21 protein-coding genes and 1 riboswitch are annotated in these 20,973 nt (G+C 59.7%); of the genes, 14 read left to right on the forward strand and 7 right to left on the reverse strand.

Annotated elements, in window-relative coordinates:
• Window positions 1-254: 254 nt before the first annotated feature.
• Window positions 255-1,739: a molybdate ABC transporter ATP-binding protein ModF gene (gene modF, locus B4056_RS04615; RefSeq protein ID WP_288653951.1), complete on the reverse strand. Its 1,485-nt coding sequence runs from the start codon at window positions 1,737-1,739 to the stop codon at window positions 255-257.
• Between the two features lie 74 nt (window positions 1,740-1,813).
• Window positions 1,814-2,596 carry a molybdenum-dependent transcriptional regulator gene (modE, locus tag B4056_RS04620; RefSeq protein ID WP_039383286.1) on the reverse strand — a complete coding sequence of 261 codons (783 nt, stop codon included), beginning with the start codon at window positions 2,594-2,596 and terminating at the stop codon, window positions 1,814-1,816.
• Window positions 2,597-2,714: 118 nt separating this feature from the next.
• Between modE and B4056_RS04625 the strand changes: the two genes are divergently transcribed.
• From B4056_RS04625 to modC, 4 genes are all read left to right on the forward strand, one after another.
• Complete coding sequence (locus B4056_RS04625) at window positions 2,715-2,873, forward strand: AcrZ family multidrug efflux pump-associated protein (RefSeq protein WP_039383289.1); 159 nt, start codon at window positions 2,715-2,717, stop codon at window positions 2,871-2,873.
• Between the two features lie 151 nt (window positions 2,874-3,024).
• Complete coding sequence (modA, locus tag B4056_RS04630) at window positions 3,025-3,798, forward strand: molybdate ABC transporter substrate-binding protein (RefSeq protein ID WP_094112178.1); 774 nt, start codon at window positions 3,025-3,027, stop codon at window positions 3,796-3,798.
• Window positions 3,795-4,487, forward strand: coding sequence for a molybdate ABC transporter permease subunit (gene modB, locus B4056_RS04635; RefSeq protein WP_039383292.1), 693 nt, complete (start codon window positions 3,795-3,797; stop codon window positions 4,485-4,487). The genes modA and modB overlap by 4 nt, the downstream gene beginning before the upstream one ends.
• Window positions 4,487-5,545 (forward strand): molybdenum ABC transporter ATP-binding protein ModC, encoded by a 1,059-nt coding sequence (gene modC, locus B4056_RS04640; RefSeq protein WP_094112177.1) that lies wholly within the window; start codon window positions 4,487-4,489, stop codon window positions 5,543-5,545. Before modB ends, modC begins: the two co-directional genes overlap by 1 nt.
• Window positions 5,546-5,560: 15 nt before the next feature.
• On the opposite strand, the gene B4056_RS04645 is transcribed toward modC, so the two are convergent.
• On the reverse strand, window positions 5,561-6,379 hold the full coding sequence (locus B4056_RS04645; protein WP_039383296.1) for a pyridoxal phosphatase: 819 nt from the start codon (window positions 6,377-6,379) through the stop codon (window positions 5,561-5,563).
• A 148-nt stretch (window positions 6,380-6,527) separates the two neighbouring features.
• Between B4056_RS04645 and pgl the strand changes: the two genes are divergently transcribed.
• Window positions 6,528-7,514: a 6-phosphogluconolactonase gene (pgl, locus tag B4056_RS04650; protein ID WP_039383299.1), complete on the forward strand. Its 987-nt coding sequence runs from the start codon at window positions 6,528-6,530 to the stop codon at window positions 7,512-7,514.
• 69 nt (window positions 7,515-7,583) lie between these two features.
• Here the strand turns inward: pgl and B4056_RS04655 are convergent, their stop codons facing one another.
• Together B4056_RS04655 and bioA are read right to left on the reverse strand one after the other, a co-directional pair.
• Window positions 7,584-8,060, reverse strand: a complete 477-nt coding sequence (locus B4056_RS04655; RefSeq protein ID WP_065649814.1) for a kinase inhibitor — start codon at window positions 8,058-8,060, stop codon at window positions 7,584-7,586.
• Window positions 8,061-8,127: 67 nt separating this feature from the next.
• Complete coding sequence (gene bioA, locus B4056_RS04660; protein ID WP_094112176.1) at window positions 8,128-9,420, reverse strand: adenosylmethionine--8-amino-7-oxononanoate transaminase; 1,293 nt, start codon at window positions 9,418-9,420, stop codon at window positions 8,128-8,130.
• An 85-nt stretch (window positions 9,421-9,505) separates the two neighbouring features.
• Here bioA and bioB point away from each other — a divergent pair, with 85 nt between their 5' ends.
• From bioB to bioD, 4 genes are read left to right on the forward strand one after another with little or no spacing between them, the layout of a single operon-like run.
• A complete protein-coding gene (gene bioB / locus B4056_RS04665; protein ID WP_094112175.1) occupies window positions 9,506-10,537 on the forward strand; it encodes a biotin synthase BioB in 1,032 nt (343 codons plus the stop codon).
• On the forward strand, window positions 10,538-11,686 hold the full coding sequence (gene bioF / locus B4056_RS04670) for an 8-amino-7-oxononanoate synthase (protein WP_150034522.1): 1,149 nt from the start codon (window positions 10,538-10,540) through the stop codon (window positions 11,684-11,686).
• Window positions 11,670-12,425 carry a malonyl-ACP O-methyltransferase BioC gene (bioC, locus tag B4056_RS04675; protein WP_150034523.1) on the forward strand — a complete coding sequence of 252 codons (756 nt, stop codon included), beginning with the start codon at window positions 11,670-11,672 and terminating at the stop codon, window positions 12,423-12,425. The genes bioF and bioC overlap by 17 nt, the downstream gene beginning before the upstream one ends.
• Window positions 12,422-13,090: a dethiobiotin synthase gene (gene bioD / locus B4056_RS04680; RefSeq protein WP_071669003.1), complete on the forward strand. Its 669-nt coding sequence runs from the start codon at window positions 12,422-12,424 to the stop codon at window positions 13,088-13,090. The genes bioC and bioD overlap by 4 nt, the downstream gene beginning before the upstream one ends.
• 22 nt (window positions 13,091-13,112) lie before the next feature.
• Here bioD and B4056_RS04685 read toward each other — a convergent pair whose 3' ends face one another.
• Complete coding sequence (locus tag B4056_RS04685; protein ID WP_094112315.1) at window positions 13,113-13,829, reverse strand: ABC transporter ATP-binding protein; 717 nt, start codon at window positions 13,827-13,829, stop codon at window positions 13,113-13,115.
• A gap of 898 nt (window positions 13,830-14,727) precedes the next feature.
• On the opposite strand from B4056_RS04685, the gene uvrB reads away from it, so the two are divergent.
• Window positions 14,728-16,749 carry an excinuclease ABC subunit UvrB gene (gene uvrB, locus B4056_RS04690; protein WP_039383316.1) on the forward strand — a complete coding sequence of 674 codons (2,022 nt, stop codon included), beginning with the start codon at window positions 14,728-14,730 and terminating at the stop codon, window positions 16,747-16,749.
• Between the two features lie 761 nt (window positions 16,750-17,510).
• Here the strand turns inward: uvrB and B4056_RS04695 are convergent.
• Window positions 17,511-18,413, reverse strand: coding sequence for a gluconeogenesis factor YvcK family protein (locus B4056_RS04695; protein WP_039383318.1), 903 nt, complete (start codon window positions 18,411-18,413; stop codon window positions 17,511-17,513).
• A gap of 190 nt (window positions 18,414-18,603) precedes the next feature.
• A riboswitch (molybdenum cofactor riboswitch) is annotated at window positions 18,604-18,739 on the forward strand.
• Here B4056_RS04695 and moaA point away from each other — a divergent pair.
• The 4 genes from moaA to moaD all read left to right on the forward strand — a co-directional run bounded on the left by moaA (window position 18,728) and on the right by moaD (window position 20,973).
• Window positions 18,728-19,714, forward strand: coding sequence for a GTP 3',8-cyclase MoaA (gene moaA / locus B4056_RS04700; protein ID WP_039383320.1), 987 nt, complete (start codon window positions 18,728-18,730; stop codon window positions 19,712-19,714). (Overlaps the previous riboswitch by 12 nt.)
• A gap of 17 nt (window positions 19,715-19,731) precedes the next feature.
• Window positions 19,732-20,253 carry a molybdenum cofactor biosynthesis protein B gene (gene moaB, locus B4056_RS04705; protein ID WP_094112268.1) on the forward strand — a complete coding sequence of 174 codons (522 nt, stop codon included), beginning with the start codon at window positions 19,732-19,734 and terminating at the stop codon, window positions 20,251-20,253.
• Window positions 20,250-20,735, forward strand: coding sequence for a cyclic pyranopterin monophosphate synthase MoaC (gene moaC, locus B4056_RS04710; protein ID WP_094112269.1), 486 nt, complete (start codon window positions 20,250-20,252; stop codon window positions 20,733-20,735). The genes moaB and moaC overlap by 4 nt, the downstream gene beginning before the upstream one ends.
• On the forward strand, window positions 20,728-20,973 hold the full coding sequence (gene moaD, locus B4056_RS04715) for a molybdopterin synthase sulfur carrier subunit (protein ID WP_094112270.1): 246 nt from the start codon (window positions 20,728-20,730) through the stop codon (window positions 20,971-20,973). The genes moaC and moaD overlap by 8 nt, the downstream gene beginning before the upstream one ends.

Genomic DNA, 20,973 nt, shown 5'->3' on the forward strand with positions numbered 1-20,973 from the left:
TGTCCTGGTAACGGCAAACAGTAAACGTTTTCTGCGCTCAAACTAGCATATGCCCGCAGGCAAAAGCGTGATCAAGTCTGGATAAATGGTATCGTTTACACAAGTCGCTTATTCTTAATTTTGCGGTCTGTGAAACAGATGGATTCAAATTTAGCACAGATTAGTGGTAGCGATTACATTGGCAGGTGAGGCACCGGTCGCCTGCCTGACGGAGCAGGCGATCGGCAAGGCAGAGTAAGCGGGGCAGAACGCGGTCAGGGCTGCGGCGTGCGCAACGCCTCCTGCTGATAACAGTAACCCTGCGGGGTTTTGACAAAGCTGAGGCGATGGGTAATACAGCGCGGCGCATCTTCAGCGTGGTGCGAGACGAACAGCAGCTGGGTGCGGCCTTCACCAATCAGCACATCCGTAAAGCGGCGTACCAGCTGACGGTTAATCGGGTCCAGCCCCTGCAGCGGCTCATCCAGAATCAGCAGGGCGGGATGTTTAACCAGCGCGCGCGCAATCAGCACCAGCCGCTGCTGACCCCAGGAGAGGCTGTGAAAAGGGGCATCTGCCAGCGCGTTATCCATGCCGAGCAGCGCCAGCCACTGACGCGCCAGCGCTTTCTGCCGCTCTGAAACGGCCTGGTAAAGGCCAATCGAGTCAAAAAAGCCGGAGAGCACCACGGTGCGCACGCTGCAGCTTACCCGGTAGTCAAGGTGCAGGCTGCTGCTGACGTAGCCGATATGCTGCTTAATATCCCAGATGGTTTCGCCGCTGCCGCGCCGGATGCCAAACAGCGTTAAGTCGTTGCTGTAGCCCTGCGGATGATCGCCGGTCACCAGGCTAAGCAGGGTGGATTTGCCGGCGCCGTTTGGCCCGGTAATCTGCCAGTGTTCGCCGGCGTTAACCTGCCAGCTGAGGTTATCGATGATAGGACAATCATCATAGGCGACCCTGCCATGACGCAGTATTACGCGTGGCGTGTCAACGGCCAGCGCCGGCAGCAGATCGGGGCGATCTGCCTCCGGCAGCGCCATGCCCTGCAATCGTTCGCTGTGCGCCAGCTGGGCCACCAGCGCTTCCGCCAGCAGCGTCCTGCGGTCACCGGCGTGGGTCAGGGTGCACTCTGCCAGCACGCCCGCCTGCTGAATGAAATCGGGGATATCTTCAAACCGGTTCAGCACCAGCACCAGCGTATAGCCCTGCGTATGCAGCTGCTGCAGCAGCGCGGTGAGGCTGGCGCGCGACGCGACGTCCAGCCCGTCAAACGGCTCATCAAGGATCAGCAGATCCGGCTCTGCCATCAGCGCCTGACAAAGCAGAGTTTTGCGGGTTTCACCGGTAGAGAGATATTTAAAGTGGCGATCCAGCAAATCCTGGATACCAAACTGCTGCGCCAGCGCGCGGCAGCGGGCTTCATCGCTGACGTCCGCCTGGACGATTTCTGCAGCGGTGCGGCCGGTATCCTCTTCCCCTTCGCTGAGCATATCGGTGTTATTGCGCTCCCACTCCTCACTCACCAGCTGCTGCAGCTGCTCAAATGAGAGGCGGATCGGCCGGCGAAAATCGCTGCTGAAGTGGCCTTTTCCCGCGTTAAGTTCACCTGCCAGCACCCGGGCCAGGGCAGATTTACCGCTGCCGTTAGCGCCAACAAAGGCCCAGCTCTCACCGCGCTGAACGGTCAGCGCGTTAATGCTGAGCGCGCGATGGTGACTAAGATGAAATGTGCCTTGCGAAATTTGCAATAAAGACATAATGTATTCCGGTTTGTGCATCGTTGTTACTGTTGTAACGGCCGCTGCTACGGAAGTCAATCAGGGCAGAGGCGTCAGATTAGCGTGGCAATAATCGCCTGTTCAGCGCTAAAGCAGGCGGTGACTGCGTCGCCTGGCCGCAGCGGCTGTTGCGCCAGCTGCGCTGCGCTCAGGGTAGCGCACAGCGTTTCACCACCGCTCAGCGTCAGCAGCACTTCGCTCATCTCTTCTCCCTCTTCAATGGCGCTGACCTGAGCAGAGAGGGCGTTATCGCCGGGTTCTCCTTCGTCACCGAGCCGGATCCACGGCGCTTTAATCAGCACCAGCACCTCTTTTCCGGGTACCAGCTGCAGCCGCTGCGCGCTGCGCGCGGTCAGCGCCACGTTAACCGGGGTCACGCCATCGGCCAGTACCACCTCAATATGCTGCTGCACCGGCCGGTTATCACGGCTGCGCACGGTAGCAAACAGCTGATTACGCGCGCTGGTCTGCAGCGAGAAGCGCGCAATCGCAGCCAGCAGGCTGTCGAGCGGCAGGTTATCCTGCTGCAGGGCATCAAACGCTTTCTGCTGGATCTGCGCCAGCAGATCGAACAGCTGGATCAGTCGTGCGCCATAGCGCGTCAGACGGGCGCCGCCGCCGCCTTTGCCGCCGGTAGCCCGCTCAACCAGCGTCTCATCCGCCAGCTGGTTCATCTCGTTGATGGCGTCCCAGGCGCTTTTATAACTGATGCCCGCCAGCCGGGCACCCTGACTGATTGACCCCGTCTCAGCAACCCGCCGCAGCAGTTCAATACGGCGCGGATCGGCAAACAGTTTCTGCTGAAGACGAATATGAAGTGAGAGATCGGCTTGCATGTCAGCTCCTTTAGTCGGAAGCGGGTAGTGTACGGCGTAAAGTAAAAGCACGAAAAGGGCAGTGCCTTTTTTTCCGCTGCCGCTACAATCACTTTTTTAAATTCTGCGTGAGGTTTCCATGCTGGAACTGATAAAAAGCCTGGCCGTCGCGGTCATCATGGTGCCGATTGTGATGGCGATTATGCTGGGTCTGATTTACGGCCTCGGAGAGGTGTTTAACATTATCTCCAAATTTGGCCGCCGCAATGACCGCCCGGCGAAAAGCTCACAGCACTGATTGACCCGCCCGCACGCTGCGGGCGTTTTTTTATCAATTTCCGCCCGCTCCTGCTGATACCCACTCTGATAATATTTATCCGCATGCTGCGCATAGCGGCATCTGCCCAGGCGTTGTATCATTCGGTATACAACGAAACAGGGAGTCTGACATGCTGAACAAATCTTCTTACTGGCTGGCTACGGCTACGCTGACCCTTTCGCTGGCGGGCCAGGCGGTGGCGGCTGATAAAATTACGGTGTTTGCTGCAGCATCACTGACCAATGCGCTGCAGGAGATCGCTACCCGGTATCAGCAGCAGAGTGGGACCGAAGTGGTCTCCTCGTTTGCCTCCTCCTCCACGCTGGCACGCCAGATTGAACAGGGCGCGCCGGCCGATCTCTTTATCTCTGCCGATCAGCAGTGGATGGATGACGCGGCGGCAAAGCAGAGCATTGAAGCGGAGACGCGCGTAACGCTATTGGGTAACGATCTGGTGCTGATCGCGCCTAAAGCTGCCGGCGCGGCACCCGTAACCATCTCTGCCGCCACCAACTGGAAAAATCTGCTGCAGGGGCAGCGTCTGGCGGTGGGCGATCCGGCACATGTGCCCGCCGGGATTTACGCCAAAGCAGCGCTGCAGAAGCTGGGCGCCTGGCAGCAGCTCGCGTCACAGCTTGCGCCAGCCAGCAACGTGCGCGCCGCGCTGGCGCTGGTTGAGCGTAACGAAACCCCCTATGGCATCGTGTATGGATCTGACGCCGTGGCAAGTAAAGGGGTGATGGTTGCCGGGCGTTTTCCCGCCGACTCGCATCCGCCGGTAGAGTATCCTATGGCAATTGTTAACGCGCATCAGAACGCGGCGGTCACCGCCTTCTGGCACTATCTGCAGGGGCCCGAGGCCGCGGCTATTTTTAAACAGTATGGATTTACGCCAAAAAGATGATACTGAGCGATCCCGAGTGGCAGGCTGTTGCGCTCAGCCTGAAAGTTTCCTGCGTGGCGGTGCTGTGCAGCCTGCCGTTTGGCATTCTCATGGCCTGGATTCTGGCACGCTGCCGTTTTCCGGGTAAAACGCTGCTCGATAGCCTGGTGCATCTGCCGCTGGTGCTGCCGCCGGTAGTGGTGGGCTATCTGCTGCTGCTGGCGCTGGGACGTCGCGGCGCGATCGGTGCCTGGCTCTGGGAGTGGTTTGGCTTTACCTTCGCCTTCAGCTGGCGCGGTGCGGCGCTGGCGGCGGCGGTGATGGCATTTCCGCTGATGGTGCGCGCCATCCGGCTGGCGCTGGAGGCGGTGGATACCCGGCTGGAGCAGGCCGCGCGAACGCTGGGAGCGGGGCGCTGGCGGGTCTTCTTTACTATTACGCTGCCGCTGACGCTGCCGGGCATTATTGCCGGTACCGTGCTGGCGTTTGCCCGTTCGCTGGGGGAGTTTGGCGCCACGATCACCTTTGTCTCCAATATCCCCGGAGAAACCCGTACCATTCCTTCCGCGATGTTTTCCCTGATTGAAACGCCGGGTGCAGAAAGCACCGCCGCGCGGCTCTGTGCGGTGGCTATTGCACTGGCGCTGCTGTCGCTGGTGGCGTCAGAATTACTGGCGCGCTGGGGCCGCAAACGCTGGGGGATCGCCTGATGCTGACGCTGCAGTTTTCCCAGCGGCTGGGTGATCATTTGCTGGAGCTGGATACGACGCTGCCGGCGCACGGTATTACCGCCGTGTTTGGCGTCTCGGGCGCGGGTAAAACGTCGCTGATCAACGCTATCAGCGGCCTGACACAGCCGCAGCAGGGCCGCATACAGATCAATGAACGGCTGCTGTTTGACAGCGCGCGCGGCATCAATCTGCCGCCGGAGCAGCGGCGTATCGGCTATGTGTTTCAGGACGCGCGACTCTTTCCGCACTATCGGGTGCGCGGCAATCTGCAGTACAGCATGGCCGCATCAATGAAGCCGCAGTTTGCGCAGCTGGTGACGCTGCTGGGACTGGATGCGCTGCTGGATCGCTTTCCGGCCACGCTTTCAGGCGGTGAAAAACAGCGCGTGGCGATTGGCCGGGCGCTGCTGAGTGCGCCCGATCTGCTGCTGATGGATGAACCCCTGGCGTCACTGGATCTGCCGCGCAAGCGTGAGCTGCTGCCGTGGCTGCAGCAGCTGACAAAGCAGATTGCCGTGCCGGTGCTCTACGTTTCGCACAGCCTGGATGAGATTGTGCAGCTCGCGGACAACGTGCTGGTGCTGGATAACGGCAGCGTTAAAGCGGCAGGCCCGCTGGAGAAAGTCTGGAGCAGCAGCGCAATGCGCCCCTGGCTGCCGGTCAGCGAACGCACCAGCGTGCTGCGCGTGCAGGTGCTGGAGCAGCATCCTTACTATCCCATGACCGCACTGCTGCTGGGCGATCAGCATATCTGGGTGAGTCGCGTTAACCTGCCAGCAAAAAGCACGCTGCGCATTCGCATCGCGTCAGCCGATGTCTCACTGGCGCTGCAGCCAGCCCAGCATACCTCCGTGCGTAACATTCTGCCTGCGCAGGTCATGGAGCTGCTGGATATTGACGATCAGGTCGAAGTCAGGGTCCGCATCGGCAGCAGCGAGCTCTGGGCACGCATCACGCCGTGGGCACGCGATGAGCTGGGCATTCGCGTCGATCAGTGGCTCTATGTCCAGCTCAAAAGCGTTTCAGTTATCGCCTGACGAACAGGGCTGCCGTCACAGCACTTCCCGGCGAATAATCTCTGCAATGCCCGGCTCAAGGTTGGTGCCGGTTACCTCTGCCGCGCGCGCTTTGATGGCGTCATCGGCGTTGCCCATCGCCACGCCCAGCCCCACCTGCTCCAGCATGCTAAGGTCGTTATAGTTATCGCCAAACGCCAGCACCTCCTGCATGCTGAAGCCCTGGCTCTCCACCCACTGCGCCAGGCGTTTGCCTTTGCTGTTACCCGCCTGGGCGATATCAACCTGATCGTGCCATGACCATTCACACGCCAGGCCCAGCTCCGCTTCGGTGCGTTCAGCAAACTGCTGTAATGCGCGGGTATCCGGATGTGACAGGGCAAACTTCCAGATCGCTTCAGCATCCTGCGCCGCCTGCGCCAGGCTGGGCACCTGCAGGAACAGCGGGCGCTGCGCTTCCGGCAGCGATTGCGCCCAGTTCAGCGTGCGGGTGACGTGACCGGTCGGCTCCTGGTAGAGCATGGCATCGTCGACGTACAGCAGACCGTGAATGTTCTCCTCGTCAAGCATCTCTATTACCCTTGCAGCCTGACTTTTCGCCAGCGGATCGGCGGCCAGCACTTTTTTTGCCTGATAATCATACAAATAGGTACCGTTACAGCAGATTGCGGGTGTATCAAGCTGCAGCGCCTGATAAAAAGGGTGGATAGCGCAGTGATGGCGACCGGTAACGATCAGCACTTTAACGCCCGCCTGCTGCGCGCGGGCCAGCGCCTCCAGCGATTCAGGCAGAATAGTTTTATTGGGTGTCAGCAGGGTGCCATCCAGATCGAGGGCGATTACGCGATAGCTCATTACGGGTTCCGTCTTTGAATAACCAGGCATCAAGTCTACACCTGCCAGCCGCGCTGAGACAAAAAAGCGGGCAAAAATCCCGCCAGCGTAGCCGGCTGAAACAGGCTACAGTTATCCCTTTCATCAGGCAGCGAATAAGGAAAAACGCATGAAACAAGTCGTGTATACCGCCAGTCCCGAGAGCCAGCAGATCCACGCCTGGCAGCTTCAGGAAGATGGCGCGCTGACGCTACTGCAGGTTACCGATGTGGCCGGTCAGGTGCAGCCAATGGTGGTGAGCCCGAAAAAAGATTTTCTTTATGTGGGCGTACGTCCCGATTTTCGCGTGCTCGCCTACCGCATCGCCGCAGACGGAACGCTGACGCTGGCGGGTGAAGCGCCGCTGCCAGGCAGCCCGACGCATATCTCCACCGATCGCGAAGGCCGGTTTCTCTTCTGCGGCTCCTATAACGACGCCTGCGTCAGCATCAGTCCGCTGGATGAGAACGGACTGCCGCAGGCCCCGTCGCAGGTGATCAACGGCCTTGAGGGATGCCACTCCGCCAACATCGACCTGGATAACGAGACGCTGCTGGTGCCGGCGCTGAAGCAGGATCGTATCTGCCGTTTTCAGCTGCATCAGGATGGCACGCTGACGCCGCACGCGCAGGCAGACGTCAATACTGCCGCAGGCGCAGGCCCGCGCCATATGGCGTTTCATCCCGGCGGCGCTTATGGCTATGTGGTCAATGAACTCAACAGCACGGTGGATGTCTGGTCACTGCAGGGCGAGATGAGGTGCGTACAGAGTCTGGATATGATGCCGGCTGATTTCAGCGGCACACGCTGGGCGGCAGATATTCATATCACACCGGATGGCCGGTCGCTCTACGCCTGCGATCGCACCAGCAGCACGATTACCGTGTTCAGCGTCAGTGAAGCGGGCGATGCGCTGACCATTGAGGGCCATCAGCCAACGGAAACGCAGCCGCGCGGTTTTAATATCGATAGCCGTGGCGCTTACCTGGTGGCTGCGGGACAGAAATCGCATCATATTGAAGTGTACCGGATTGCGGAGCGTGGCCTGCTGCAGCCGCTGGCGCGTTATGCGGTCGGGCAGGGGCCGATGTGGGTAGCGATCCTCGCGCTGGCGTGATGATGTCACGCAAGGTCGCCCTCAGAGGCGACCTTTATCAGGGTGCGCAGCGAAGCGCGCCCGGTGCGATCAGGCGTATTTTACCGTAACCGATGCGCTGGCAAGCGCATGGAAATGCACGTTAAAGCCGACCATTGCGCCGCTGGCGCCTTCATCCACATCCAGCGTCTCCACGTCCAGCGCGTGCACGCTGAAAATGTAGCGGTGTGATTCACCCTGCGGCGGTGCGGCGCCGCCGTAGCCGGTCTGGCCGAAGTCGGTACGGGTCTGGATGGCGCTTTCAGGCAGCTCTGCCACGCCGGAACCGGCGCCCTGCGGCAGCACCGTGACCTCAGCCGGAATATTCGCTACCACCCAGTGCCACCAGCCGGAACCGGTCGGCGCATCGGGGTCGTAGCAGGTGACGACAAAGCTCTTTGTCCCTTCCGGCACCTCATCCCAGGCGAGATGGGGCGACAGGTTATCGCCCTGATAACCCATGCCGTTAAACACGTGGCGCTCTGGCATCTTATCGCCGTCGTTAAAATCCTGACTAAACAGGCGCATAACTCCTCCTTTTTTACTAATCGCGGAAGGTCATCATGGTGCAAAAGCGCAGCAGATACCAGCGGCGTCAGGGCTGAAAATGGCCAGCGTGATCCAGCGCGTCCCGAATGGCGCGGGTGAGCTGGCTCAGCGCCTGCGCAGAAATCAGATAAGGTGGCATCAGATAGATCAGCCGGCCAAACGGGCGGATCCAGACGCCGCGCTCAACAAAGAACTGCTGCAGCGCGGCCATATTCACCGGCTGATGCGTTTCGATAACGCCAATGGCACCCAGCACGCGCGCCTGCGCCACGGCGGGATGCGCCTGCAGCGGCAGCAGCTCCCGCTGCAGCTGCTGCTCAATGGCCGCGACCTGCGTCTGCCACTCGCCTTCCGCCACCATGGCCAGACTTTCAGCCGCGACCGCGCAGGCAAGCGGGTTCCCCATAAAGGTCGGGCCATGCATAAAGCAGCCAGCGGCGCTGCGGCTGATGGTGTCAGCCACCTCGCGCGTGGTCAGCGTGGCGGCGAGCGTCATCATCCCGCCGGTCAGCGCTTTGCCGAGGCATAAAATATCGGGCGTCACGCCCGCATGTTCGCAGGCAAACAGCTTGCCGCTGCGGCCGAAGCCGGTGGCGATCTCATCGGCGATCAGCAGCAGCCCGTAGCGATCGCACAGCGCCCGTACCTGCTGCAGATAGCGCGGATGGTAAAAGCGCATCCCGCCCGCGCCCTGCACAATCGGCTCGAGGATCACCGCGGCAATGTCGCGGTGGTGCTGCTCCGCCAGCCGGGCAAAGTCGCTGAAATCGGCGTCATCCCATGCATCAGTGAAACCGCACTGCGGCGCAGCGGCAAACAGATGCTCCGGCAGATAGCCACGCCACAGGCTGTGCATTGAGTTTTCCGGATCGCATACCGCCATCGCCGCAAAGGTATCGCCGTGATAGCCGCGCTTCAGCGTCAGGAATGTCTGGCGCCTCTCGCCGCGACCCAGCCAGTACTGCAGCGCCATTTTCATGGCGACTTCCACCGCAATGGATCCGGAGTCAGCCAGAAACACGCACTCCAGCGCTTCAGGCGTCATCGCCACCAGCTGACGGCTCAGCGCGACTGCTGCCGGATGGGTAATACCGCCGAACATCACGTGTGACATCTGCGCCATCTGCTGCTGCAGTGCCTGGTTGAGACGCGGATGATTGTAGCCGTGGATCGCCGCCCACCATGACGACATACCGTCAACCAGCTCGCGTCCATCTGCCAGCTGCAGCTGGCAATCCTGGGCGGCCACCACCGGATAACAGGGCAGCGGGTCGCGCATTGAGGTGTAGGGATGCCAGATATGCTGGCGGTCAAAATCGAGGTCGTCAGGCGTGAACATCTGTCTTGTAAACCATTTTGAAAAGATTTAGTTTACAAGTATAACCACGATCATTGTCGGGATGAACCCCTTTTTGGAGTATGTAATGGCTAACCGCTGGACACTGGCTCAGGCCCAGGCCCTGTTTGATAAACCTTTTCTGGAACTGATGTTTGAGGCGCAGCAGGTGCATCGCCAGCATTTTGACCCACGTCAGGTACAGGTCAGCACGCTGCTGTCGATTAAAACCGGCGCCTGCCCGGAAGATTGTAAATATTGCCCGCAGAGCGCGCGCTACAAAACCGGACTGGAGTCAGAACGGCTGATGGAGGTGGAGGCGGTGCTCGCCTCGGCGCGTAAAGCTAAAGCGGCCGGCTCCAGCCGTTTCTGCATGGGCGCCGCATGGAAAAACCCGCACGAACGCGATATGCCTTATCTGGAGCAGATGGTGCAGGGCGTGAAAGCGCTCGGCATGGAAACCTGCATGACGCTGGGGACGCTGGAGCAAACCCAGGCGCAGCGTCTGGCTGAGGCCGGGCTCGACTTCTACAACCATAACCTCGACACCTCACCGGAATTTTACGGCAGCGTCATCACGACCCGTACCTACCAGGAGCGTCTCGATACGCTGGATAAAGTGCGCGATGCCGGTATCAAAGTTTGCTCCGGCGGCATTGTCGGTCTGGGTGAAACGGTGACGGATCGCGCCGGACTGCTGGTGCAGCTGGCAAACCTGCCGGTGCCGCCAGAGAGCGTGCCGATCAACATGCTGGTAAAAGTCAAAGGCACGCCGATGGCGGATAACGCTGACGTGGAGCCGTTTGATTTTATCCGCACTATCGCCGTAGCGCGCATCATGATGCCCTCTTCGCACGTGCGTCTCTCAGCGGGGCGTGAGCAGATGAGCGAGCAGACGCAGGCGATGTGTTTTATGGCGGGCGCTAACTCTATTTTCTATGGCTGCAAACTGCTGACCACGCCCAATCCGGAGGAGGATAAAGATCTGATCCTGTTCCGCAAGCTGGGGCTGAATCCGGAACATACCACAACCGCGAGCGGGGATAACGCACAGCAGCATCAGCTGCAGGCGCAGCTGGCTGAGGCCGATACGCCGCAGTTTTACAACGCGGCGGTGTAAATGTGGGCTGAACGTATTACCGGGGCGCTGCAGGCGCGCCGGGACGCGGATGGCTGGCGCTACCGGCGCTGTGTTGAGCAGAACAGCGTGCGGGAAATCACGCTGGACGGTCAGCGCTATCGCCACTTCTCCGGTAACGACTATCTCGGGCTGAGCCGGCATCCGGCGGTGATTGCGGCCTGGCAGCAGGGTGCGGCGCAGGCGGGAGCCGGGGCAGGGGCGTCCGCGTATGTGACCGGCTATAGCCGTTATCATGCAGAGCTGGAGCAGCAGCTGGCAGGCTGGCTCGGCTATTCACGTGCGCTGCTGTTTATCTCCGGCTTTGCCGCCAACCAGGCGATTGTTCATCTGCTGGCGCAGAAGCAGGACCGCATCGTGGCGGACAAACTGGCGCACGCGTCGCTGCTGGATGCTGCCAGTCACAGCCCGGCCACGCTGCGGCGTTTTGCGCATAATCAGCCGGCAAGTCTGCAAAAGCTGCTGGCGCAGCCGGGGGCGGGCGCCACGCTGGTGGTCACCGAAGGCGTTTTCAGCATGGATGGTGACAGCGCACCGCTGGCGGAGATTGCTGCGGCGACCCGGGCTGCGGACGGCTGGCTGCTGGTCGATGACGCGCACGGCATTGGCGTGAGCGGTGAACAGGGGCGCGGCAGCTGCTGGCAGCAGCAGGTGAAACCTGAGCTGCTGGTGGTGACGTTTGGCAAAGGCTTTGGCGTCAGCGGCGCAGCGCTGCTGTGCGATGATGCGACCGCCGATTACGTTGAACAGTTCTCGCGCCACCTTATTTACTCTACCGCCATGCCGCCGGCGCAGTGCTGCGCGCTGCTGGCGGCGCTGCAGCAGGTGCAGCAGGGCGATGCGCTGCGGGCACGACTGCGGGCCAATATCAGCCGCTTTCGCGCCGGCGCAGCGCAGCTGCCGTGGAGCCTCCCCGCCTCAGAGAGCGCCATTCAGCCGCTGATTGTGGGGGAGAACGCGGCCGCGCTGGCGCTCTCGCAGCGGCTGGCGCAGGCGGGATGCTGGGTCAGCGCCATCCGCCCGCCTACCGTGCCGCCCGGTACGGCCCGGCTGCGCATTACCCTCACGGCGGCGCATGAGCCGGAAGATATCGACGCGCTGCTGGAGGCGCTGTATGACGCTGCAGGTTAACAAGCAGGCGGTGGCGCAGGCGTTTGGCCGCGCCGCGCCACACTATGAGCAGCACGCCGCGCTGCAGCGCCTGAGCGGCGATGCGCTGCTGGCCTGTGCGCCAGCCGGATTTGGTCCGCACCTGCTCGATGCCGGCTGCGGCACCGGCTGGTACAGCCGGTACTGGCGCGATCGCGACCGTCGGGTAACCGCGCTCGATCTCTCTTTGCCGATGCTGGACGCCGCGCGCGCGCAGCGATCGGCGCACCATTATCTGCAGGGTGATATCGACCGGCTGCCGCTGGCGGACGGCAGCGTGGATGGCGTCTGGAGCAACCTGGCGGTGCAGTGGAGCAGCGATCTGAGCGTGGCTCTGCAGCAATTTTATCGCGTGCTGCGGCCCGGCGGCACCGCGCTTTTTTCCACGCTGCTGGCGGGATCGCTGCCGGAGGTGGATCGCGCATGGGCAGCGATAGATTCCCGTCGTCACGCCAACCGCTTTCTTCAGGCCGGTGAGGTTACCGCTGCCGCGCGGGCGCAGCCGCTGCGCAGCACGCAGCAGATCATCACGCTGCACTTTCCGGATGCGCTGAGTGCGATGCGCTCGCTGAAGGGAATTGGCGCGACCCACCTGCACGGCGGACGCAGCAACAGCGTACTGACGCGTCAGCAGCTGGCGCAGCTTGAGCGGCACTGGCCGCAGGATGAACAGGGCTATCGCCTCACTTATCACCTGATGTATGGAGTTTTGCAAAAATGAAACGCTGGTTTATCACCGGAACCGACACCGAAGTGGGAAAAACAGTTGCCAGCGGCGCGCTGCTGCAGGCGGCCAGCGCTGCCGGGCTGCGTACGGCAGGTTATAAACCGGTAGCGTCGGGCTGTGAGATGACGGCGGAGGGCGTGCGCAACAGCGATGCGCTGGCGCTGCAGCGCTACAGCAGCGTGCCGCTGCGCTATGAACAGGTTAACCCGCTGGCATTTATGGAGCCGACCTCACCGCATATCGTGAGCGCAGAAGAGGGCAGGCCGATCGACTTTGCACAGCTCTCGGCGGGTCTGCGCAGCGTGGAAGCGCAGGCTGAATGGCTGCTGGTTGAGGGGGCGGGCGGCTGGTTTACGCCGCTTTCTGAGACGCAGACCTATGCGGACTGGGTCATCGCAGAGCAGCTGCCGGTGATCCTGGTGGTGGGCGTAAAGCTGGGCTGTATTAATCACGCCATGCTGACCGCTGCGGCGATCAAGGCAGCCGGCTTACCACTGGCAGGCTGGATCGCAAACGATATTCAGCCGCCGGGCAAGCGGCATCGTGAATATATTGCGTCGCTGCGCCAGCGCATCGACGCGCCGTTTCTGGGCGAAATCCCCTGGCTGGCGTCCGGGACGGAGCAGGCGACCTGCGGACGCTACCTGACGCTGCCCTGAGCGATAAGCATCCCTTAAGAGATCAGGCCGGCGTCAGCCATTTGTTCACGGTAAGATCGTCCAGCTGCGCAACGCGCCCCTGCGCCACATTACGTCCGCGGTGCAGCAGCAGAAAGTAGTCGGCGACGCGGCGTATAAACGAGACGTGCTGCTCCAGCAGCAGGATGGTCAGGCCATACTCCCGGTTGAGCCGCCGGATCAGGTTGCCCGTCTCCTCCTCCAGCCACGGCGACATCGTACCGGAAGGCTCATCGAGGATCAGCAGGCGCGGTTTCAGCACCAGCGCGCGCGCCAGTGCCAGCTGCTGCTGCAGATTAACCGGCAGCTCACCGCTGCGCTGATGGCGCAGTGAATAGAGCGCGGGAAACAGCTCAAACACCATCTCCGGAATGGCGCGGTTGCGCTCATCTTCAGCCGCCAGCAGGGCGATCAGCAGATTGTCCTCAACGCTCATCTGCGTAAAGATATGGCGCTTTTGCGGCACATATCCGATGCCCATCCGCGCCCGCTGCACGGCGGGCTGCAGCAGCAGGTTCTCCGGCGGATAGCCCGCCTCCTGCCAGCAGATAGAGCCGCTGTTGACCGGCAGATGGCCCATAATGCAGTTTACCAGCGTGGTTTTCCCCATCCCCGGACTGCCCAGCACGCCAGTGCAGGATCCCGGAGGCAGATCAAGATCGACATCCCACAGAATCTGATTCTGGCCATAAAACTGATTCACCGAACGTAAACTCAGCATCTGATCTTCTCCTTACAGATAGTTAGCCTGAATGCACCCGCTCTGTGTCGTCTGGCATGCAGTGACAGATTAAGTAACGCGGTGGTATCAGACATCAGGGCGTCCCTGTTAAACCTGAATGTTCTGCCGCCGGAAAAGAGATGCAATCAACGGGCCAGATCGATAATCCTGCGTTTCTGTCGTTAATAAATGCCCGTAATTGTGCCTTACACATCAGGAAATCTTAACTGTGAAAAGGGGTGATTAAGCTGCTGCACTTTGACGGTGCTGATTACTAAGCTTTTCTGGTGCATCTGTTCATTAATAAGGCAGCGGTCCAGTGCAGGAAAACAGCGCAGCCCAGGCGTGGCGGCGCTGTGGAATCAAAAAAGAATAGTTAATTGCGCCAGCCCTGCTGGAAAAATAATCATAAAAAAAATTTTTTTGTTAGCGCAGAAGAGGGCGGGATTTTTTATACACAGCCTGCGGGCTCGGGGCTGGCTTCACTTATCCACTATTCCTGTGGATAACCTTGTGCATTAGCGACTGAAAACCGGGCGCAAGCGAGGAAATACGCGGCCTGGATACATTATGCTGCGAAACTGGGCTTTTGGTCTATTTTCATTAAATTCAGTATGTTATCTAAAAGCAAGCCTGTAAAACTCCGGCTGAAGTTTACCGCTGCATTTTAATGACGTTCTCTTGACAATTGTTAAAAGCCCGGCCCGCCTGGGGATAACCTGGCGCGACATATTTTAGCCAGCTGCCGCTTTAATGCCTCTGAAGCGGCGCCACGGGCAGCAGGACCATCGTGGCGTTTATCTGTAAATATATCCAGTGTTTTTTTCTGGCAAAATCGCCATAGCAGAGTAGAATTATCAGCCTGCCAGCCCTTTTCTTCAGCAGGAATTCTGAAATCATGAGCAAAGTCTTTAAACTCAACTCCGCCTTTAAGCCTTCAGGCGATCAGCCTGAAGCGATCCGCCGTCTGGAGGAGGGGCTGGAAGATGGCCTTGCGCATCAGACCCTGCTCGGCGTAACGGGATCGGGCAAAACCTTTACCGTTGCCAATGTGATTGCCGATCTCAACCGGCCGACGATGGTTCTGGCGCCTAATAAAACGCTGGCGGCGCAGCTCTATGGGGAGATGAAAGAGTTTTTTCCGGACAACGCGGTAGAATTTTTCGTCTCTTACTATGACTACTATCAGCCTGAAGCCTATGTGCCGAGTTCTGACACCTTTATCGAAAAAGATGCGGCGGTGAACGAGCACATTGAGCAGATGCGCCTCTCCGCCACCAAAGCGATGCTGGAACGACGCGATGTCATCGTGGTCGCGTCGGTCTCGGCAATTTATGGTCTGGGCGATCCCGATCTCTATCTGAAAATGATGCTGCATCTGACGCGCGGTATGATCATCGATCAGCGCAGTATTTTACGGCGTCTGGCTGAGCTGCAGTATGCGCGTAACGATCAGGCGTTTCAGCGCGGTACGTTCCGCGTGCGCGGGGAGGTGATCGATATCTTCCCGGCGGAGTCCGACGATATGGCTCTGCGGGTGGAGCTGTTTGATGAAGAGGTTGAGCGGCTCTCACTATTTGATCCGCTTACCGGACAAATTGAGTCAGTGATCCCGCGCTTTACCATCTATCCCAAAACGCACTACGTTACGCCGCGCGAGCGCATCCTGCAGGCGATGGAAGAGATCAAAGATGAGCTGGCCCTGCGCCGTAAGGTGCTGCTGGAAAACAACAAGCTGCTGGAAGAGCAGCGCATTACGCAGCGCACCCAGTTTGACCTGGAGATGATGAACGAGCTGGGTTACTGCTCGGGGATTGAGAACTACTCCCGCTATCTCTCGGGACGCGGACCGGGTGAAGCGCCGCCGACCCTGTTTGACTATCTGCCGGCCGATGGTCTGCTGGTGGTGGATGAGTCGCACGTCACGATTCCGCAGATTGGCGGCATGTATCGCGGCGACCGCGCGCGTAAAGAGACGCTGGTGGAGTACGGCTTCCGCCTGCCGTCCGCGCTGGACAACCGTCCGCTTCGGTTTGAAGAGTTTGAGGCGCTGGCTCCGCAGACCATTTATGTTTCAGCTACGCCGGGTAAATATGAGCTGGAAAAATCGGGCACGGAAGTGATCGATCAGGTGGTGCGTCCGACAGGTCTGCTCGATCCCATCCTTGAGGTGCGCCCGGTCGGCACACAGGTGGATGACCTGCTCTCTGAAATCCGCAAACGCGTGGAGATCAACGAACGCGTGCTGGTGACGACGCTGACCAAGCGTATGGCTGAAGACCTTACTGAATATCTTGAAGAGCATGGTGAGAAGGTGCGCTATCTGCACTCTGATATCGATACCGTTGAGCGCATGGAGATTATTCGCGACCTGCGCCTGGGCGAGTTTGACGTGCTGGTAGGGATTAACCTGCTGCGTGAGGGACTTGATATGCCGGAGGTCTCCCTGGTGGCGATTCTCGACGCCGACAAAGAGGGCTTCCTGCGTTCAGAACGCTCCCTGATCCAGACGATTGGTCGTGCAGCGCGTAACGTGAACGGCAAAGCGATTCTTTATGCTGATAAAATCACGCCCTCTATGGCACGCGCGATTGAAGAGACAGAGCGACGTCGCGAGAAGCAGGAGCGCTACAACACCGAGCACGGCATTGTGCCGCAGGGGCTGAATAAGAAGATCACGGATATTCTTGAGCTGGGCAAAAACGTGGTGAAAACGCGCGGCAAAGGCAAAACGGCCACGCGCACGGCAGCAGAGAATGATGCTGATTACCTGGCGCTTACGCCACAGGCGATGCAGAAGAAAATTCACGAACTGGAAGCGCAGATGCAGCAGCATGCGCAAAACCTGGAGTTTGAAGAAGCCGCCAGCCTGCGCGACCGGCTGCATGAGCTGCGCGAACTGTTTATCGCCGCCTCGTAACCACCAACCCGTACTGCATTCCGCAGGGGCCGCATCCATTCACCACCGGGTTTATACGTGGCCAGGGCGCCATGAATGGCGCCCCTACGCTTATTCCGCGAATTTATACGCGACCAGGGCGCCATGAATGGCGCCCCTACGCAAATCTCCGTAGGGGCCGCATTTATGCGGCCCTGGCGTATTTATGCGGCCCTGGCGCATCCATTCACCACCGGATTTTATACGTGACCAGGGCGCCATGAATGGCGCCCCTACGTTTATTCCGCGAATTTATACGCAACCAGGGCGCCATAAATGGCGCCCCTAAGCAAATTCCCGTAGGGGCCGCATTTATGCGGCCCTGGCGCATCCATTCACCACCGGATTTTATACGCAACCAGGGCGCTATAAATGGCGCCCCTACGCAAATCTCTGTAGGGGCCGCATTTATGCGGCCCTGGCGTATTCATGCGGCCCTGGCGCATCCATTCACCACCGGGTTTATACGTGACCAGGGCGCCATTAATGGCGCCCCTACGTTTATTCCGCGAATTTATACGCAACCAGGGCGCCATGAATGGCGCCCCTACGCAAATCCCCGTAGGGGCCGCATTTATGCGGCCCTGGCGTATTTATGCGGCCCTGGCGCATCCATTCACCACCGGGTTTATACGTGACCAGGGCGCCATTAATGGCGCCTCTACGCAAATCTCTGTAGGGGCCGCATTCATGCGGCCCTGGCGTATTTATGCGGCCCTGGTGTATTTATACGGCTGGCGGCTTTAAAGCGCCTGGATGGCGTGCTCCAGCGCCAGGCGCAGCAGCTGTCGATCGTGGCGATAACGGATATCTTCAGCTTCCAGCGGCTCCTGCACAATAATGCGCTGCGCCAGACCCTGCGTGTCGGCAGTCGGGCTGATCACTACGGCATCAATAACCCGTTTACCAATCGCCTGCTCCATAATGGCCAGCTTATCTGCCACGCTAAGACGGGCGGCTGCCGGGCTAAGCTCGCGGCCAAGATTGCCAATAAATACCATCGTAGCGGGCGTACGCCGCAGCGCGCGCGCCATCTCTTCCATCAGCAAAATCGGCATCAGGCTGGTATAGAAACTGCCCGGGCCAATCAGGATCAGATCGGCTTCAGCCACGGCGTCCAGCGCTTCGCGGGTGGGATTAACCGCCGGATGCAGCATCAGCGCCTGTGGCGCCTGACGCATCTCATCAATCGCGGTTTCGCCATACACCATGTTGCCTTCTGCATCCTGCGCGACCAGATCAACCGGCTGCTCTGACATCGGGATGAGAAACGCATCAACCTTAAGCAGATTGCGGATAATGTTAATCGCTTCCAGCGGACGCACGCTGAGATGATCCAGCGCTTTCAGGATCAGGTTGCCAAGATTGTGGCCCGCCAGTTCGCCGTTACCGGCAAAACGGTATTCAAACATCGCGGAAGCGACGCTGGGCTCGGTGATCAGCTGATTAAGACAGTTGCGCATGTCTCCCCAGGCGATCCCCCCCTCTGAACGGCGGATACGTCCGGTGGAGCCGCCATTGTCCGTGGTGGTCACTATACCGGTGAGTCGCGAGCCCAGCGGCGCCAGCGCTGACATGACGCGGCCCAGGCCGTGTCCGCCGCCCAGTGCCACCACGCGATCTAAATCTGCCAGCGTTCGATTCATGCTACTCCTTATCGGTCCACTGCGCTGAAAGCCAATTCTTTGCTGCCGGGGGCAGCGTCATGTGGCGCAGTTTAGCCTATTCTGCTGCGATAATGCCGCGAAAAATCGTTATATATCATGTTATACAACGCACGCAGTGACTGGCTGACTGACGCAAAGCGCGCTACCATCCAGAGACCGAGTTGTCCTCAATGACAACAAACTCCCAAGCCTTGCGCGCCTAAGTCAAATGATAGGGCCGCCTGGCCGCAGCGTCATGCTGCCAGGGTGCAGAAAGAAATGCCTGCATCTCCCGACTTTGGAAAGGTGTTAAGGTGCCACAATTTACAGATGCCTGGGCGCGCAGCTTCTACTATTTGCGCCTGTCGATCACGGATGTATGTAATTTCCGTTGTACTTACTGTCTGCCGGACGGCTACAAGCCTGGCAGTACCCGCAACAAAAGCTTTCTCTCGCTGGATGAGATCCGCCGGGTGACCCGCGCCTTTACCGCGGCGGGAACGGAGAAGATCCGGCTTACCGGCGGTGAACCCTCGATGCGTCGCGACTTTACCGACATCATCGCTGCCGTGCGTGAAAACGCCGCGCTGCGACAGATTGCGGTGACCACCAACGGCTATCGCATGGCGCGTGACGTACAGTCATGGCGCGATGCAGGGCTGACGCACATTAACGTCAGCGTGGACAGCCTGGATGCGCGGCAGTTTCATGCCATCACCGGGCAGAACAAATTTGCTGAGGTGATGGCCGGTATCGACGCCGCGTTTGACGCCGGATTCGAAAAAGTCAAAGTTAACAGCGTGCTGATGCGTGATGTTAACAGCCAGAGTCTGGATACGTTTCTGGCCTGGATCCGCACGCGTCCGATTCAGCTGCGTTTTATTGAGCTGATGGAAACCGGTGAAGGGGGCGATCTGTTCCGGCGTCACCATATCTCCGGTGAGGTGATCCGCGACCGGCTGATCGTGCAGGGCTGGCAGCGGCAGCCGCGCGGCCGCAGCGACGGGCCGGCACAGGTATTTCGTCATCCCGACTATCAGGGTGAGGTCGGTCTGATTATGCCTTATGAAAAAGATTTCTGCGCCAGCTGCAACCGGCTGCGCGTCTCGGCCACCGGTAAACTGCACCTCTGCCTGTTTGGTGACGGTGGGGTAGAGCTGCGCGATCTGCTCGCCTCCGATGCACAGCAGGACGAGCTGCAGGCGCGTATCGCCCATAGTCTTGGCCAGAAAAAGCAGACCCATTTTCTGCATCAGGGCCAGACCGGTATTACGCAAAATCTCTCTTTCATTGGTGGCTAAACACAGGAGTTACAGCCATGGCTAAACCAACCGGCGAATTTACCGCTCTGACTGCCGCGGTGCTGACCATATCCGACAGCCGCGATGCGGCGAATGACACCTCAGGAGACTATCTGCGTGAGGCGCTGGCGGACGCGGGGCATCAGGTGGTGGATCACGCTATTCTGCCTGACAATCGCTACCGCATTCGCGCCACGGTGTCGCGCTGGATCGCCAGCGACGATATCCAGGTGGTGATTGTGAACGGCGGCACCGGCTTTAACAGTAAAAACAGTACGCCGGAAGCGCTGCTGCCGCTGTTTGACCGCGAAATTGACGGCTTTGGCGAACTGTTCCGTATGTTCTCGTATGAAGATATCGGCAGCGCAACGCTGCAGTCGCGCGCCGTTGCCGGCCTCGCCAATCAGACCCTGATTTTTGCCCTGCCAGGCTCTACCAGCGCCTGCCGCTGCGGCTGGGAACGCATCATCGCCGATCAGCTGGATGCGCGCACCCGGCCCTGTAATTTTGTCTCTCATCTGAAGAAAGTCACTGTATGAATCAGTTAACGCATATTAATGCCGCTGGCGAAGCGCACATGGTTGATGTCTCCGGCAAAAATGAAACCGTGCGCGAAGCGCAGGCGGAGGCGCTGGTTTTAATGTCACCTGCCACGCTGCAGATGATCATGGAAGGCAGCCATCATAAAGGCGATGTCTTTGCCACGGCCCGTATCGCCGGCATTCAGGCGGCGAAGCGCACCTGGGAGCTGATACCGCTCTGTCATCCGCTGATGCTGAGTAAAGTGGAAGTGACGCTGGAAGCGGAACCGGCGCAGAGCCGGGTACGCGTTACTTCGCGCTGCCGCCTGACCGGTAAAACCGGGGTAGAGATGGAGGCGCTGACGGCCGCCTCCGTGGCGGCGCTGACCATCTATGACATGTGCAAAGCGGTGCAGAAAGATATCGTGATTGACCAGCTGCGCCTGCTGAGCAAAAGCGGCGGGAAGTCAGGTGACTTCAGGGCGGTCAGCCATGATTAAAGTCCTGTTTTTTGCCCAGGTGCGTGAGCTGACCGGCACCAGCGAACTGACGCTGCCGGAAGCCTATCCTGACGTGGCGGCACTGCGTGCTGCACTGGCGCAGCGCAGCGACCGCTGGGCGCTGGCGCTGGAATCGGGCAGGCTGCTGGCCGCAGTCAATCAGACGCTGGTCCCCATGACGCATCCGCTGCAGGCGGGTGATGAAGTGGCTTTTTTCCCGCCGGTCACCGGAGGTTAA

It is taken from the genome of Pantoea sp. UBA7232 (assembly GCF_002473195.1).
Classification (GTDB): domain Bacteria; phylum Pseudomonadota; class Gammaproteobacteria; order Enterobacterales; family Enterobacteriaceae; genus Pantoea; species Pantoea eucrina.

Bases quoted from the DNA above. Each gene is read 5' to 3' on its own strand.
- moaB (WP_094112268.1), top strand. From the start codon at position 19,732: ATGGCTAAACCAACCGGCGAATTTACCGCTCTGACTGCCGCGGTGCTG.
- moaD (WP_094112270.1), top strand. From the start codon at position 20,728: ATGATTAAAGTCCTGTTTTTTGCCCAGGTGCGTGAGCTGACCGGCACC.
- bioB (WP_094112175.1), top strand. From the start codon at position 9,506: ATGGCTAACCGCTGGACACTGGCTCAGGCCCAGGCCCTGTTTGATAAA.
- B4056_RS04625 (WP_039383289.1), top strand. From the start codon at position 2,715: ATGCTGGAACTGATAAAAAGCCTGGCCGTCGCGGTCATCATGGTGCCG.
- modE (WP_039383286.1), bottom strand. From the start codon at position 2,596: ATGCAAGCCGATCTCTCACTTCATATTCGTCTTCAGCAGAAACTGTTT.
- bioF (WP_150034522.1), top strand. From the start codon at position 10,538: ATGTGGGCTGAACGTATTACCGGGGCGCTGCAGGCGCGCCGGGACGCG.
- bioA (WP_094112176.1), bottom strand. From the start codon at position 9,420: ATGTTCACGCCTGACGACCTCGATTTTGACCGCCAGCATATCTGGCAT.
- modF (WP_288653951.1), bottom strand. From the start codon at position 1,739: ATGTCTTTATTGCAAATTTCGCAAGGCACATTTCATCTTAGTCACCAT.
- B4056_RS04685 (WP_094112315.1), bottom strand. From the start codon at position 13,829: ATGCTGAGTTTACGTTCGGTGAATCAGTTTTATGGCCAGAATCAGATT.
- bioC (WP_150034523.1), top strand. From the start codon at position 11,670: ATGACGCTGCAGGTTAACAAGCAGGCGGTGGCGCAGGCGTTTGGCCGC.
- moaC (WP_094112269.1), top strand. From the start codon at position 20,250: ATGAATCAGTTAACGCATATTAATGCCGCTGGCGAAGCGCACATGGTT.
- B4056_RS04695 (WP_039383318.1), bottom strand. From the start codon at position 18,413: ATGAATCGAACGCTGGCAGATTTAGATCGCGTGGTGGCACTGGGCGGC.
- B4056_RS04655 (WP_065649814.1), bottom strand. From the start codon at position 8,060: ATGCGCCTGTTTAGTCAGGATTTTAACGACGGCGATAAGATGCCAGAG.
- modB (WP_039383292.1), top strand. From the start codon at position 3,795: ATGATACTGAGCGATCCCGAGTGGCAGGCTGTTGCGCTCAGCCTGAAA.
- B4056_RS04645 (WP_039383296.1), bottom strand. From the start codon at position 6,379: ATGAGCTATCGCGTAATCGCCCTCGATCTGGATGGCACCCTGCTGACA.
- pgl (WP_039383299.1), top strand. From the start codon at position 6,528: ATGAAACAAGTCGTGTATACCGCCAGTCCCGAGAGCCAGCAGATCCAC.
- modC (WP_094112177.1), top strand. From the start codon at position 4,487: ATGCTGACGCTGCAGTTTTCCCAGCGGCTGGGTGATCATTTGCTGGAG.
- bioD (WP_071669003.1), top strand. From the start codon at position 12,422: ATGAAACGCTGGTTTATCACCGGAACCGACACCGAAGTGGGAAAAACA.
- modA (WP_094112178.1), top strand. From the start codon at position 3,025: ATGCTGAACAAATCTTCTTACTGGCTGGCTACGGCTACGCTGACCCTT.
- uvrB (WP_039383316.1), top strand. From the start codon at position 14,728: ATGAGCAAAGTCTTTAAACTCAACTCCGCCTTTAAGCCTTCAGGCGAT.